At 61.0% G+C, this 15,308-nt stretch carries 7 protein-coding genes; 4 read left to right on the top strand and 3 right to left on the bottom strand.

Annotated elements, in window-relative coordinates:
- Positions 1 to 153 precede the first annotated feature (153 nt).
- Positions 154 to 810 carry a response regulator gene (locus tag AB4097_RS13940; protein ID WP_442040493.1) on the bottom strand — a complete coding sequence of 219 codons (657 nt, stop codon included), beginning with the start codon at positions 808 to 810 and terminating at the stop codon, positions 154 to 156.
- Positions 800 to 2,098: a sensor histidine kinase gene (locus tag AB4097_RS13935; RefSeq protein ID WP_442040491.1), complete on the bottom strand. Its 1,299-nt coding sequence runs from the start codon at positions 2,096 to 2,098 to the stop codon at positions 800 to 802. Before AB4097_RS13935 ends, AB4097_RS13940 begins: the two co-directional genes overlap by 11 nt.
- A 515-nt stretch (positions 2,099 to 2,613) precedes the next feature.
- On the opposite strand from AB4097_RS13935, the gene AB4097_RS13930 reads away from it, so the two are divergent.
- The 3 genes from AB4097_RS13930 (at position 2,614) to AB4097_RS13920 (ending at position 13,395) form a co-directional block, all read left to right on the top strand.
- Entirely contained in the window at positions 2,614 to 10,179 is a 7,566-nt protein-coding gene (locus tag AB4097_RS13930) for a peroxidase family protein (RefSeq protein ID WP_442040489.1), read from the top strand.
- A 148-nt stretch (positions 10,180 to 10,327) separates the two neighbouring features.
- Complete coding sequence (locus tag AB4097_RS13925; protein WP_442040487.1) at positions 10,328 to 12,088, top strand: type I secretion system permease/ATPase; 1,761 nt, start codon at positions 10,328 to 10,330, stop codon at positions 12,086 to 12,088.
- Positions 12,085 to 13,395, top strand: coding sequence for an HlyD family type I secretion periplasmic adaptor subunit (locus AB4097_RS13920; RefSeq protein WP_442040485.1), 1,311 nt, complete (start codon positions 12,085 to 12,087; stop codon positions 13,393 to 13,395). Before AB4097_RS13925 ends, AB4097_RS13920 begins: the two co-directional genes overlap by 4 nt.
- Before the next feature lie 95 nt (positions 13,396 to 13,490).
- Here AB4097_RS13920 and AB4097_RS13915 read toward each other — a convergent pair whose 3' ends face one another.
- A complete protein-coding gene (locus AB4097_RS13915; protein ID WP_442040483.1) occupies positions 13,491 to 14,201 on the bottom strand; it encodes a GntR family transcriptional regulator in 711 nt (236 codons plus the stop codon).
- A 127-nt stretch (positions 14,202 to 14,328) separates the two neighbouring features.
- Here AB4097_RS13915 and AB4097_RS13910 point away from each other — a divergent pair, with 127 nt between their 5' ends.
- Positions 14,329 to 15,255: a dihydrodipicolinate synthase family protein gene (locus tag AB4097_RS13910; RefSeq protein ID WP_442040481.1), complete on the top strand. Its 927-nt coding sequence runs from the start codon at positions 14,329 to 14,331 to the stop codon at positions 15,253 to 15,255.
- The last annotated feature ends 53 nt before the right edge of the window (positions 15,256 to 15,308 follow it).

Below are 15,308 nucleotides of genomic sequence, written 5' to 3'. Positions count from 1 at the left end.
TCTAGGTTGCATGCAGCAACATCTATGAAGTGACAGGAATAAGACCTTACAGGTCCCTTACGTGTTAGTTCCAAAGAGGTATGAATTGCCTCTTTGGAAGCTGGTGCAGAGATGGATAATCCGCGGTCGGCTCAGGAAAAAGACACCATTGGGTCACCGCTTCCCAGAGACGCGTTCTGACGCCAGAATCGCCGCTTCTACGCGATTGCGAACCTGAAGTTTGTCCATAACAGAGGTCACGTATCCCTTAACGGTCTTCTCGGTCAGTCCGAGTTCATCACCTATCAATCTGTTGCTGAGCCCTTGAACGATAAGCATCAAGATCTGCTCTTCACGATCGGAAAGCTCGGGAAAACGTCGCAGTGGATCGGAAGAGGTGCTTTCTCCAACTCCTCTCGACATGATGAGTTGCGCCGCAAAACTCGGTGAGACGTAGTTCTGGCCGCGATGGATCGATCTGACGGCGTTCACGAGTTCTGAACTCCCCGTGCCTTTCAGGAGGTAACCTTTGGCCCCCTTCCTCAAAGCACTTCGAACTTCGTCCTCATCATCGACAACGGTCAGCATCAGGGTCTTGGTTGCTGGACAACGCTGCGCAATCTTCAACACGGCATTGATGCCTCCTCCCGGCATGTTCATGTCCAGAAGAAGAACGTCCGGTGAGTGTGCCTGGGCCATATGAAGTGCATCGTGGGCACTTCCCCCTTGCCCGATAACCTCGATGTCGGGCTCCGACTCCAAGGCGAACACGACTCCGTCTCTATAAAGAGGATGGTCGTCGACAATACCAACGCGAATTCTAGGCTGCATTTGCATTCCTTGTGTCGGCCAAAGGCAAGGATGCCTTGATGCGCGTTCCGTCGCCAGGGATGCTCTTGATGCTCAATGCTCCTCCAATACTTTCAATCCTGTCCCTGAGACTGGCCAGCCCCAAGCGTGGCTCGCTCACAAGGATGTTCTCATCGGACATGCCCGGTCCCTTATCAGCCACCTCGACGGTCACGGTCGCCCCATCCCATCCGACTTCAACCTGCTGCTCCTGGCCATCTGCATGTTTGAAGGCATTGTTGAGACTTTCCTGAACATAGCGGCAGAGCGCGATCTTGACGAATTGCGGTGTGGTATCCGGCAGATCCGCTATTCTATAGCAGATCGTCGTTCCTGTTCTGCGTTCATGTTGGCGTATCATGAACGTCAATGCGTCTCTGAGCGTCAAGGTTTGAATTTCCGGAAGAAGCAGGCCCTTGCAGATATTGCGCGTATCGGTGAGCGCATCAGCAAGAGCTTTTTGAATTTTCTGCAGATTGCCGCGATCGCTCTCGCCTCCCTGGACACGATCCAGGCGCAGGAGTGCGAGACTGATCAATTGTGCAACCCCATCGTGAAGATCGTATCCCATTTGCCGCATCAGACGCTCATTGTCTTCCGTGGCATTCTGAGCCGCGCGCTCGATCCGCGATTGAAGGATCCGGTTCTGACGCAGCAGCTCCGAGAGCTCTGTAACCCGCTCCTTCAGGGCCACACGCTGCCGGTCGATAGTTTTGCTCCCATTGGCGACGATGATGAACAGGCATCCCATCATGTTCAGAGTAATCAATGCCGTTGCGAGCCAAGTCTTCCACTCCGATGCGACCAACTCGGAGTTCAACCTCTCTGCGCGCTCGTGAAATTCAACGACGGCGATGATATCGCCCGTCTCGAGGTTCCGAATGGGAGCAAAGACCTTGAGAAGAGGAAGGCCGGCGAAGCGTTCGGCAATCTCCTCGTCTCCGGGAACATCGTCGAACTCTGCAGCAATTGCCCCGGCCCAGGCCCTTCGAGATGCGGGAGGTGGAGTAAATTTTTTGCCGATGAGGTCAGGCTCGCCGCTGTGAACAATCAATCCGTTGCGATTCCAGACTCTGACCGAGGTTATGCTCGCCAGAAAGTCGGGTCTTTCCATCGCCTGGTTGAGGCCCTGGATGCTGACGGGTGAGAGAGCGCTGCCTGGAAGATCCTGAAGATGCGGAGCGATGAAGGTGTTGATATAGAGTGCGGTGGATGCGCCCTTGACCTCGGCGACACTCTTCTCGATCTGCCATGAGACAAGAGTGCCCATGGCAAACATTCCAGTTAGCATAACTCCAAATGCCACCAGGAGGAATTGTCGGGCAAGGCTTCTCCTCTTCCGACGTCTTGCCCCTAACGGTTTGCCAGACCTGATATTCTTGAAAACATACACGGCGACGATCCCCTGGGCCCTGGACCGTTGCCTTCTCACATAGGGTCAGGATCGAGAGATCCTATTAATGTAGAGCTGAGCCTCCTCGTGGGTAAATACTATCCCTAAGAGGTAGATCCGTCAGGCAAACTGGCTGTGAATGCCGGATCCGCGCTCAGGCGAAGGGGCGCAATGTCAAAGATTTTGTCCCGCTTCCTGTGAGCGATACCAGGTCGACATCGGACCATAGTCGGCTCCCCGACCATGGTCCAAGGTGTGCCTGAGACCATGATCGGACTGATGGACCAGACCGCAGAGTCGGACCTCAGACCGTATAGTTAAACATCCCTTAATTTGCCCAGAATGTGTCCAGGTGCCGTCAACATTGCGGCGACGACTTGGAGGGGACGACAATGGTGAATCTGGTCAAGCACGATCTCGAGTACATCCTGAAACAGATCAAGATTGCAGAGCGGCACGCTGCCGGTGAGGATCTGAGTGCACTTGTGGCGGAAGCGGGAGGTTTCGACCCCACCGCCGCCACCACGCCCACTCAAGCTCACCTGCTGCCCTACGGACTTCGCACGGTCGACGGTACCTACAACAATCTCGTCGAGGGGCGGGAGACCTGGGGCGCGGCCGACCAGCCGTTCCCCGACATGTCGAACCCCGACTACCTGAACGAAGGTGACGACTCGATGATGTTCGGTACGCCTACCAACCCGGTATGGCTGACGAACAACAATTATACGCCTGGATCGGCCACGGGATCGCCTATGCTGGAGCCAGGCACCGTCGTCGATGCCGATCCGCGCCTCATCTCAAATCTTGTCGCCGATCAGACGCTGGACAACCCCGCCGCCATCGGCGCGGCCCTCACTTATGCCGGCATTACGGGCGCAGCCCAGATGGCTGCCATTCAGCAGATCCAGGCAGCACGTGCCATCGTTACTGACGCCATCGCCGATGCCGGGGCAGCTTCCGGCGCCATTGCGAGCCTCCAGGCTGCGGTGACGGTAGCAACGACGGCCGTGACCACGGCCGATACTACTCTCGCGGCAGCCCAGGAACTGAACCAGACGAATCAAGGTGTTCTCGCGGCGGCACAGGTCGAACTCGCCGCCGCGCAGACAGCATTCGACGAGACGAAGGCCATTTTCGATGGCATCATCGCAGAGGGTGTCACTCTTGATGAGCTCGCGGCCTTCAACGAGGCAAATGCTAACCTGCTCGTTGTCCAGCAGACATTGAACGAGAAGCAGCAGGACAAGAACGAAGCGCAGACGATTGCCGATGCCTCGGCAGGCGCCATCGCAACGGCGCAGACCTCCCTGGCGACAAAGAACTCCGAGCTCACGACAGCTCAGGACAGTTTGGCAGCCGGTCAGACTAATGCGCAGACCGCGACGGCAGCCATTGATTCTGCGAGGACCGCCCTGGCCAATCTTCTGGCCGAAAAAGGCATCGTGATGGACGGCAATACCGTTCTCATCCCGAACGTCTCGCCCGATATCGGCGACTCCGCGCCCTATAATTCTCTGTTCACCCTGTTCGGCCAGTTCTTCGATCACGGTCTCGACCTGATTTCCAAAGGCGGCAGCGGCACGGTCTATATCCCGTTGTCGCCGGATGACCCGCTCTACAACCCGGCGACGCCTCACACGAATTTCATGGTGATGACACGGGCCAGCCGCGACGCGGACGGGGATACCGTCAACGTGACCACGCCGTGGGTCGACCAGAACCAGACCTATACCTCCCACGCCTCGCACCAGGTCTTCCTGCGCGAATACATGACCGATGCAAGCGGTAAGACGGTTGCCACCGGCAGGCTGCTCGACGGTGACAGGGGCCTCGCCACCTGGGCCGACGTCAAGGAGCAGGCGCGCACCATGCTCGGCATCGATCTGACCGATGCCAGTGTCGGCAAAGTGCCGCTGCTGCGTACGGACCCTTACGGCAATTTTATTCCTCATCCTCAGACAGGCTTTGCGCAGGTCATTATCGGCCTTGGCCCTGACGGTATTCCCAACACGGCTGACGACCTCGTGGTCTCAGGCACCCCCGGCGCACCGGTGAGTCTCGTGAATGCCGTCCTGACCGGACACGCCTTCCTCGATGACATTGCTCACGCGGCTGTGCCGGTTCTTGTGGGGGGAGTTCTCCAGAAAGACGGTGATAGTGCCGTTGGATACGCAAACGCGGACGGGAGCACGACCGGGCTCGCGAACTCTCGCGGATCGAACACGGCCTATGACAATGAGTTGCTCGATGCGCACTACATCACGGGTGACGGGCGCGGAAACGAGAATGTCGGCCTGACGGCGATCCACCACATTTTCCATTCCGAGCACAATCACCTCGTCGACCAAGTCAAGTCGGTGGTTCTCTCCAGCGGTGACCTTGCCTTCCTGAACGAGTGGCTGCGCATCCCCGTCTCCGCGATCCCCACGGATCCCGCAGCCATCAATAGCCTGCAATGGGATGGTGAGCGCCTGTTCCAGGCCGCCCGCTTCACCAATGAAATGGAGTATCAGCACCTCGTTTTCGAGGAATTTGCCCGCAAGATGCAGCCTGACGTGGACGCGTTCGTGTTCGAGCCGTCGGTCGACATCAATCCGGCGATCTTCGCGGAGTTCGCCCAGGCCGTATATCGCTTCGGTCACTCGATGCTCAATGAGAACATCGACACCATCGACGCCAACGGCAACCCGTTCTCGATGAAACTGTTCGACGGGTTCCTCAACCCTCTGGCCTTCGGAGCGACCGACGCCAACGGCAATGTGACCCTCGACCACGAACAGGCAGCCGGTGCGATCATGCGGGGTATGTCCCGTCAGCACGGCAACGAGATCGATGAATTCGTCACGCACGTGCTGCGCAACCAGCTCGTCGGTATCCCGCTCGATCTCGCCGCCTTGAACATCGCTCGCGGCCGCGATCTCGGCCTGCCGTCGCTAAACGAGGCGCGTGCGCAATTCTACCAGATGTCCGGGCAGGATTCTCAGCTCAAGCCCTATGTGAGCTGGACCGACTTCGCCCTCAACCTGCAGAACTCGCTGTCGATCATCAACTTCATTGCGGCTTACGGAAAGCACCCGCTGCTTGAGGCCGCGACCACCCTCGAGGCCAAGCGGGCCGCGGCGACGCTGCTCGTGCTCGGCGGAACCGGCGCTCCGGCGGATCGGCTCGACTTCCTCAATGCGACGGGCGCATGGACCGCCCAGAATTCGGGACTCAACGATATCGATCTCTGGATCGGCGGTCTCGCCGAGAAGAAGATGGATTTCGGCGGCATGCTCGGGTCGACCTTCTCCTTCGTCTTCGAGGCCCAGCTGGAAAGCCTCCAGGATGCCGACCGGTTCTACTACCTCTCGCGTGTCCAGGGACTGAACCTCCTCAACGAGCTCGAAAACAACTCGATGACGGACATCATCGTGCGCAACACCGACCTCGGTGACGAGGGCCGGACAGCGCTTCCGGGGGACATCTTCGCCACGCCTGCTTACACGCTCGAGATCATCCGATCGAAGCAGATCGGGGCAGACCCGGTCTGGGACAACCCCATCCTCCAGGCGCTGACGCCGCTCGTGGTGCGCAAGGACATCGACGGTGACGGCGACGACGATGTCCTCATCTACAACGGCACCGACCATGTGGTCATGGGCGGCTCGGCCGAGGACGATTATATCGTGGCCGGCGAGGGCGACGACACCGTCTGGGGCTATGAGGGCAACGACACCATCGAGGCCGGTTACGGCGTCGACATCATCCATGGCGGCAAGGGCGACGACATCATCACCAATGCCGGTACCGACATCGGCATGACCGACAAGCTGCATGGCGAGGAGGGCAATGACGTCATCCAGGGCGGCAGCGGCCTGGCACTGCTCTTCGGTAACCAAGGGCAGGACTTCCTGATTGCCGGACCGGATGGAAAGCAGGTCTTTGGCGGAACGGACAACGACTTCATCCTCGGCGGCGACGGCGGCGACTTCCTGCTCGGGAACGAGGGCGACGACTGGATCGAAGGTGGCGCCAGGTTCGATGTCATTGCCGGCGAGAACTCGGAACTGTTCTTCAACTCCACCATCATCGGACACGATGTACTCAATGGAGGCGCCAGCGATACGGACTACGATGCGGAATCTGGCGACGACATCATGTTCCAGGGCGAAGGCATCCAGCGCAACAACGGCATGGCCGGCTTCGACTGGGCGATCCACAAGGGTGATTCTGTCGCGGCGAACTCCGACCTCGGCATCCCGATCTTTGACAACCAGGAGGCGTTCATCCTTCGCGATCGCTTCGACTTGGTCGAGGGTCTGTCGGGCTGGAAGCACAACGACATTCTCACCGGCCGTGTCGCGGCGGTGAATACGAGGGCAGAGGCGACGGGAACGGCCGCGATCCCCGGCCCGAGCTCACCGCTCGAATCCTTCTCCAACGATCTGCTGCAGAAGAACGTTCACCTGATCGCTGGTCTCGATGAACTGGTGGCACACCGCACCCGGATCCCGGTGGTGGATGCGCAAGGCAATCCAGTCCTCGACAAAGACGGAAATCCCGAGCTGATCGTGCTCGATACTACGCAGGCCGCGGATGTCATCCTCGGCGGCGGTGGCAGCGACACCATCAAGGGCTTTGCCGGCGACGATATCATCGACGGCGACAAGTGGCTCAACGTACGCATCCGTATCATCAAGGATGGCGTCACTTACACGGCCGATGGGATGACCGAAAAGGTCTACCTCGAGACCGATTACGCATATGGCGCTCCGAAGCCGGGTGCCGTCGCCCAGTTCGGCGGCAAGACCCTCGACGCGCTGATGCTCAGCGCGACCCTCAACCCGGGCCAGCTCAGCATCGTCCGTGAGATCGTCGACGGCGATCTGGGCAACAGCGCTGTCGACGTCGCGGTCTATGGCGATGTTCGGGCGAACTACACCATCACGAGCAATGCCGACGGCAGCATCACCGTCCAGCACGTGACGGTGACGGTCGAGACCGATCCGACCACCGGCAACAACCGGGTTTCCGACGGGACTGACCGCCTGTTCAACATCGAGAAGCTGCGCTTCGTCGACGGTGAAGTGAGCGTGACCCCGCCGAAGCTGTCTCTCCACGCTTTCGATGCCGGCGGCAATCACGCGGACAACTTCACCACTGCATCCTACAGCCGATCGGACGGCTCCCGTCCCTGGGCAACCAACTGGATCGAGTCTGGTGATGACGGCAGCGCGACGTCGACCAACGGGCAGATCCAGATCACGGGTGGCGCCCTGCGGTTCGATCAGGGTGACGGCGCCAGCATCCAGCGTGGCCTCAACCTCGCGGGCGTCGCCACGGCCCGGCTGACCTATTCGGTCGCCGAGCAGGGCCTGGATAACGGCGAGCAGGTCGAAGTCTGGTTCTCTAGGGACGGATCAGCTTGGACGTTGATCGAAACCGTCAATGGGAACGCCAATGGCGGAAACCGGGGCTTCGACCTCTCAGGCCCCTTTACGGCAGGTGCGGCGATCCGCTTCGTGGCCTCGGGCATCAACGCGTTCAATGAGTTCGTGAACATCGACAACCTGTCGGTCAGCGTCCTGCTCCCGGCAGCTGCGCCAACCGTCAACTATGCGACCTCTTTCACCGAGGGCGGTGCGGCTGTCGCGATCTCGAGCAATCCCGGGATCGTCGACGATGCCGCGCAGATGGTGTCCGCCCGGATCGTTCTGACCAACGCCCAAGCGGCTGACGAACTGAACGTTGGCACACTGCCGGCGGGAATCTCCGCAACCATCGACACCTCCGTGGCGGGCAGGATCATCGTGAACCTGACGGGCGCGGCATCCCTGGCTGCCTATCAAAGGGCAATCCAGGCGGTGACGTTCGACAACGACTCGGATAACCCGGCCGCGGGAAGCCGCGTCATCCAGGTGACGGTGAATGACGGGATCATGGACAGCAATGTCGCGACGTCCACGGTCAACGTGGTCGCGGTCAACGACCCGGTCAACGCGAACAACGACACCATCATTACGAACATCGTGAACGGCCCCATCGTGGTTCCGGAATGGGTGCTGGTGTCGAACGACACCGATCCGGACGGGCCGGCACTCGACATTACGTCCGTCAGCAATCCGAACGGTCTCGGAAACCTCTCGCTGACGGCTAATCCGGGCTCCGTGACCTTCACGGATACGGGCACCGCAGGTGGCTCCTTCACCTATACGGTCAGCGATGGCGGAAGCCCGGTCCGCACCGACACGGCCAATGTCACGGTGACACGCGACACGAACCCGATCGATGGGACGGCAGGAAACAACATCCTGATCGGTGACGGATCCGGCAGCACCTTCGATGGTCATACCGGAAACGACACGATCCTGGCCGGCGGCGGAAACGACACCATCGTTTGGAATGCGACTTCGACCACCATCTTCGGCATCACGTTCGAGACGTCTCAGGATGGACGCGACTTCGTGGACGGCGGGGATGGTGTCGATACCTTCGATGTGAACGGAAGCGGCCTGTCCGAGACGTTCCGGGTGTATTCCCGCGATGCCGCGATAGCAGCGGGCATCACCAACCTCGTCGCGGCGACGGAGATCGTCATCACCCGTACGGTGAACGGCAATACCTCCGTCATCGCCGAACTCGACAACATCGAGGAGATCGTCATCGGAACCCGCGAGGTGACGGTGCCGGGCGGTCCGGTCGGAGGCAATGCCGGCGGGAACGACACCGTCCAGATCATCGGCGACTTCACGGGAACGAGCCTGGCTCTGAACACCATCACGGTGAACGGAACCGGCGATGCCGATACGGTCGACATCTCGCAGCTCACTTCGGCACACCGGATCGTGTTCCGCTCCAACGGCGGCAACGATACCATCATCGGGACGTTGCGGGAGCAGGACGTGGTCGAACTCGAACCCGGCCGTAGGGCGGACGAGTACGAGTGGGAGGACAATGAGGACGGGACGACGACGATCACCTCCGGCGTCCATCGGGTGACCTTCCGGTGCGAGGGAGGACGCAGGCCGAACCTCTGCGAAGTCCCGCTGACGACCCAACCTGAGACCCCGACGCAGCCGGAAGTCCCGAACAACCCGGGAACTCCGACGGACTCCAACCCGCCGACGGATCCTGTCACGCCGACGACGCCGGATAATCCGAGCAATCCGATCCCGATTTCCCCGATCCAGCCGGCGGCACCTGTGAGCGTCGCTCTGAAGGGCACCTCGCGGAGCGAGACTCTCAGGGGTGATGACGGCAACGATCGGCTGGATGGCGGGCGTGGCCACGACAAGCTCTATGGTGGTGCGGGCAACGACCGGCTGATCGGTGGAGACGGCAACGATCGTCTCGAGGGCGGCACCGGCAACGACCGGATGGAAGGCGGCAAGGGCAACGACGTCTATGTCGTCGACAGTACCGGCGACCGGGTCATCGAGCGCAGCGGTCAGGGCATCGATACTGTCCGGAGCAGCGTGTCCTACTCGCTTGCCGGCACTCACGTGGAGAAACTCGTCCTCACCGGATCGGGCAACATCAACGCCACAGGCAACCACATGGACAACTCCCTTACGGGCAATGCCGGGAGCAACGTCCTCAAGGGCGACTCGGGCAACGATGTTCTCAAAGGCATGGCCGGCGATGACCGGCTCTATGGCGGAGCCGGGCACGATAACCTCAACGGCGGTTCGGGCAACGACCTGCTGGCAGGCGGATCCGGCAACGACCGGCTGACCGGTGGCTCAGGGCAGGACACCTTCGTCTTCGAGAGGAACGGCGGCTGGGATACGGTCGCCGACTTCCGAAACGGTCAGGACAGGATCGACGCAAGAGGCCTCGTCGGCGTGGACAAGATGTCTGACTTGACTGTGGCGCAACTCGGCCAGGACGTGATGATCGCACACGGTTCCGACGTCCTCGTCCTCAAAGGCGTCAACGCATCCGATCTCGACAACAGCGACTTCATCTTCTGATGCGGTTGGTCTGAGATCGTGATGGTCCCGCCGGGAGCGTTAGCCCCCCCAAATTCTCCCGGCGGGATTCCACACCAACGTATTGCTGCAAACTTCCCGATATCGAAGCTGAGCACCGAAGCCGGTGCACTCTTCCGAGGCAACGCCGATGACCAATCCGCTTAAGGGCCGTCTCAGTATCGTCGCTTCCTGTCGTGGCGCCTTCCTTGGCGTCGCGGTGCTGAGCGGCTTGATCAACCTGCTCTACCTTTCCGGTTCCATCTTCATGATGGAGGTCTACGACCGGGTCCTGCCCAGTCGCAGCATCCCGACGCTGGTCGGGCTCTCCATCATCATCATCGTGCTCTATCTCTTCCAGGGCCTGTTCGACATGGTGCGGGGCCGAATCCTCGCCCGGGTCGGTGCTGCGCTCGACGAGGATCTGAGCCAGAAAGTGTTTCAAGGCCAGCTTGCGGCCCCCATCAACGGCAAGGCCGAAGGTGACGGGCAGCAGCCGCTCCGCGATCTCGATCAGCTTCGGGCCTTCCTCGCCGGAGGCGGGCCGTCGGCGCTGTTCGATCTGCCGTGGATGCCGCTTTATCTGTTCATATGCTTCGCATTCCACCCCTGGCTCGGAGCCGTCGCCCTGGGAGGTGCGGTCGTCCTTGTCGCCATCACTCTTCTGACCGAGTTCTTCACGCGGGAGGCCTCGAAGGCAGCGGTCGGTGCCGCGCTGGTCCGGAATGGAATATCCGAGGGTGCACGCCGAAATGCCGAGGTCGTCCACGCCATGGGAATGGCGCAGCGGATCGGGACCCGCTGGGGCCAAGCCAACGCCACCTATCTGGCCTATCAGCAGAAGACATCCGACGTGGCCGGCGGCTTCGGCGCCATGTCGAAGGTTCTGAGAATGCTGCTGCAGTCCGCCGTCCTTGCGCTCGGCGCCTATCTCGTCATCGACGGGCAGGCGACGGGCGGCATCATGATTGCCAGCTCGATCCTGACGTCGCGGGCCTTGGCGCCTGTGGAACTCGCCATCGCCAACTGGAAGGGCTTCGTGAGCGCTCGCCAGGGCTGGCGTCGGCTCAAAACTCTTCTCGAAGCCAATGTGCGCGCCGAGGCACCTTTGAAATTGCCGGCGCCACGATCCGTTCTCTCCGTGGAGAATGCGGGAACCGGGGCACCGGGCGGACAACGATTTGCCGTCCAGGACGTGGCGTTTCAGCTGAATGCGGGAAGCGGACTGGGCATCATTGGACCGAGTGCATCCGGAAAGTCTTCTCTTGCCCGCATGATCGTCGGTGTCTGGCCGACTTGGCGGGGTAAGGTCCGCCTCGATGGTGCCGCGATCGAACAGTGGTTGCCGGAAGATCTGGGGCGCCACATCGGCTACCTGCCGCAGGATGTCGAACTCTTCGCCGGAACCGTCGCGCAGAACATCGCGCGTTTCGATCCCGATCCGAAGCCCGAGACGATCATCGAGGCCGCCAAGTCCGCCAATGTGCACGACATGATCCTGCAGCTCCCGGACGGCTATGAGACGCAGGTCGGCGAGGCCGGGGCTGCTCTGTCCGGCGGACAGCGGCAGCGCATTGCGCTTGCCCGCGCTCTTTATGGCAATCCTTTTCTCGTGGTGCTCGACGAGCCGAACTCCAACCTCGACAACGAGGGGGAGCAGGCACTCACGGCGGCCATCATGAGCATCAGGGCACGAGGAGGGGTGGTGATCGTGATTGCTCACCGTCCCAGCGCCCTTGCAGGAGTCGACATGGTCCTCGTGATGGGCGAGGGGCATGTGCAGTCCTTCGGCCCCAAGGACGAGGTGCTGAGCAAGGTCCTGCGTCCCGTGCCGGCAACACAGCAGTCCGAGCCGCGGGTCACGCCCGTCACACCGCTGAAGGTCGTCGAAGATCTGGGAGTCGCATCATGAGCGCCGCACAGAAGGCAAGTGCCCGCATTTCCATCCGCCGTCACACCATGCTCGGCTTGTCGGCGGCCCTCTTCCTGGTCGGCGGACTTGGCGGCTGGGCCGTGGTGACCGAGCTGTCCGGAGCCGTCGTGGCGCCGGGAGCCGTGGTGGTGGACAGCCACGTCAAGAAGGTCCAGCACCCGACAGGCGGCGTCGTGGGCGAGATCCATGCCCGTGACGGCGACCGCGTTCGAGCAGGGGACATCGTGATCCGGCTCGACGAGACGGTCGCGCGAGCCAACCTGGCCATGGTGTCCAAAAGCCTGGACGAACTTGCGGCCCGCCAGGGACGCCTCGAAACCGAGCGTGACGGAGAGAAGGAAGTAACTTTCCCTGTTGCACTCAGAAGCCGTCTTGAGGAAGCAGATATCGTCGAACTGACCCGAAGCGAGATCCGTGTCTTCGAGTCCCGCCGCGAAGCGCGGGAAGGTCAGAAGGCACAGTTCAAGGAGCGGATCGCGCAGTTGCAGGAACAGATCGACGGGCTCGATCTTCAGGCGGCCGCGAAGGCCGACGAAATCCAGCTGATCCAAAGCGAGCTGAGCGGCGTCGAGCAGCTCTGGCGCAAGAACCTCGTACCGATCACCCGTGTGACGGCTCTCAAACGGGAAGAGACGCGCCTGCGGGGTGAGCGCGGGCAGCTCATTTCGAACATCGCGCAGTCGAAAGGCCGGATCAGCGAAACGGCGCTTCAGATCATGCAGATCGAACAGGATCTCAAGAGCGAGGTGTCGAAGGAGCTGCGGGAGGTACAGGCCAAGATCGCGGAATTGGTCGAACGCCGGGTGGCGGCCGAGGATCAGTTGAAGCGGATCGACATCCGGGCGCCGCAGGATGGGTTCGTCCATCAATCCATTGTTCATACGGTTGGCGGCGTCATCAACGCCGGGGAACCTCTGATGATGATCGTTCCCGAGTCCGACGAGCTCTCGATTGAGGTCAAGGTGTCGCCGCAGGACATCGATCAATTGCGGCCTGGGCTCGATACGGTCCTGCGGCTCTCGGCCTTCAACCAGCGGACCACGCCGGAGATCAAGGGCAGGGTGAGCCTGATCGCGGCCGATCTGGTGACGGATCAACGCTCGGGCATCCAGTATTACCCGGTGCGCGTGGCCTTCGCGGACGGGGAGAGGGATCGCCTGGGCGCTCTCAAGCTCATGCCCGGCATGCCGGTGGAAGGATTCATCCAGACGGGTTACCGCACGGTCTTCTCATATCTCACGAAGCCCATCGCGGATAACATGGCCAAGGCATTCCGCGAGGAATGAAGGCTACTCGAACCGGGGTCTCGCGGCTCCGGTTCGACTGCCCTGTGGGACCGGACTTTCGACGGCGAACCGGATCCATGCCTTCGCAGAATGCTTCAGCGACTGCCATTGATCCTCTGATGACTTTCGATATAGGCCTGCAGGGATCTCGCCACATCCTCGATATGCGTTCTGAGAAGCGAACAGGCTTCTGCGATCTGCCCGTTCTCGCAGAGACGCACGAGCTCGGCGTGCTCGGTCTCCGCGCGCTTCATGCCGTCCGTGAGGGAGAGCTGTAGCCGGGTGTGCCTGTCACATTCCTGCAGGAGGTTGGCCACGATCGCCAATGTCCGTGGCTGCCCGGCGTGGCGATACAGAAGCATATGGAATTGCGTATTCAGTTCTCCCCAGCGGCGGACATGGTTCGCCCGAAGCTCCGCGCTGTATTCCTGGAGGATCCGGTTGAGCTTCGCATAGTCGTCCGAGGTCAGCTGTCGGGCAGAAGCCTCCAGAAGCCGGGGCTCGAGCAGAGCCCGAAGCGAGAAAAGCTCCTGGACCTCCTCCATGGAAAGCTCGGACACGATGGCGCCCCGGTGAGGGTGAATCTTGACCAGCCCCTCTGCTTCGAGCTGCATCAGGGCTTCCCGAACCGGAATGCGGCTCACGCCGAACTCGCTCGCGAGAGCATCCTGCCGCAGCGGGAAACCCGCCTGGAACTCACCATCGAGAATCCGCTCCCGCAGGCTTTCAGCCACAGCAGCGGCAATCGTCCGGTGCTGAAGGGACTTTTGCGCGGGCTTAGGCGGCGATTTGGTTTCGAGCTTCATAGATTGGACAATCATTGAACTTTCAAAGCACGCTTCCATAGCAGCGCCCCGAGAGTTTGGCTTGACAAGGTAGATTTTATACAATCTACAATACTTCCGTTCAATGTCCAGATTGGGAGAGGGCGGAATGGCCAGAATCGGTTGGGAGGGGGTCTTCCCCGCGGTGACTACCCAGTTCAAGTCGAACTACGACTTGGATATCGAGGCGACGGCCAAGGTGATCGACAGCCTTATCCGGGACGGCGTCTCCGGATTGATCGTCTGCGGAACGGTGGGCGAGAACACGTCGCTCAGCCGTTCGGAAAAAGTAGCCGTCATGGAAGCCGCGAAGGATGTTTCCCGTGGCCGCGTACCGGTAATCGCCGGTATCGCCGAGTTCACGACGGCCTTCGCGTCCGAGGTCGCCAGGGAGGCGGAGCGGGTGGGGCTCGACGGCGTCATGGTCATGCCCGCCCTGGTCTATTCCTCGAAGCCGCACGAGACAGCCGCGCATTTCCGGGGTGTCGCCAAGGCCACCGACCTGCCGGTGATGGTCTACAACAATCCTCCCATCTACAAGAACGACGTGACGCCCGACATTCTGGCCTCTCTGGCGGATTGCGAGACGATCGTCTGCTTCAAGGATTCGTCGGGCGATACGCGCCGCTTCACCGATACGAAGAACATGGTCGGAGACCGCTTCGTCCTGTTCGCGGGCCTTGACGATGTCGTCGTCGAAAGCGTCATGCTGGGCGCGGCCGGATGGGTGTCCGGCATGTCGAATGCCTTCCCTCAGGAAGGCGAGACCCTGTTCCGTCTGGCCAAGGCCGGGCGTTATGAGGAGGCGAGGGCTCTCTACGAGTGGTTCATGCCACTCCTCCACCTCGATGCCCGTCCCGATCTCGTGCAATGCATCAAGCTGTGCGAGGCGATCATGGGCCGTGGTTCGGAGCTGACGCGGCCCCCGCGTCTTCCTCTGAGCGTTCAGGAGCGCGCCGAGGTCGAGGCGGTCATGGACAAGGCGCTGAAAAGCCGTCCGAAGCTTCCGGATGTCGGGTTGAGATCCGCCGCCTGATTGAGGACGCGGCGAAGGGTCTTGAAGCCCTTCGCCCGTTCTGTTGTTGTTAT

The organism is Microvirga sp. 2MCAF35 (assembly GCF_052115545.1).
GTDB lineage: Bacteria > Pseudomonadota > Alphaproteobacteria > Rhizobiales > Beijerinckiaceae > Microvirga.
Note: the sequence above shows the minus strand (reverse complement) of the source record. Positions and strands in the feature narration are given on the sequence as shown.

What these genes read in the sequence shown, in the direction of transcription:
- AB4097_RS13920 (WP_442040485.1), top strand. Translation starts at nt 12,085, where the DNA reads ATGAGCGCCGCACAGAAGGCAAGTGCCCGCATTTCCATCCGCCGTCAC.
- AB4097_RS13915 (WP_442040483.1), bottom strand. Translation starts at nt 14,201, where the DNA reads ATGAAGCTCGAAACCAAATCGCCGCCTAAGCCCGCGCAAAAGTCCCTT.
- AB4097_RS13930 (WP_442040489.1), top strand. Translation starts at nt 2,614, where the DNA reads ATGGTGAATCTGGTCAAGCACGATCTCGAGTACATCCTGAAACAGATC.
- AB4097_RS13935 (WP_442040491.1), bottom strand. Translation starts at nt 2,098, where the DNA reads ATGGGCACTCTTGTCTCATGGCAGATCGAGAAGAGTGTCGCCGAGGTC.
- AB4097_RS13925 (WP_442040487.1), top strand. Translation starts at nt 10,328, where the DNA reads ATGACCAATCCGCTTAAGGGCCGTCTCAGTATCGTCGCTTCCTGTCGT.
- AB4097_RS13910 (WP_442040481.1), top strand. Translation starts at nt 14,329, where the DNA reads ATGGCCAGAATCGGTTGGGAGGGGGTCTTCCCCGCGGTGACTACCCAG.
- AB4097_RS13940 (WP_442040493.1), bottom strand. Translation starts at nt 810, where the DNA reads ATGCAGCCTAGAATTCGCGTTGGTATTGTCGACGACCATCCTCTTTAT.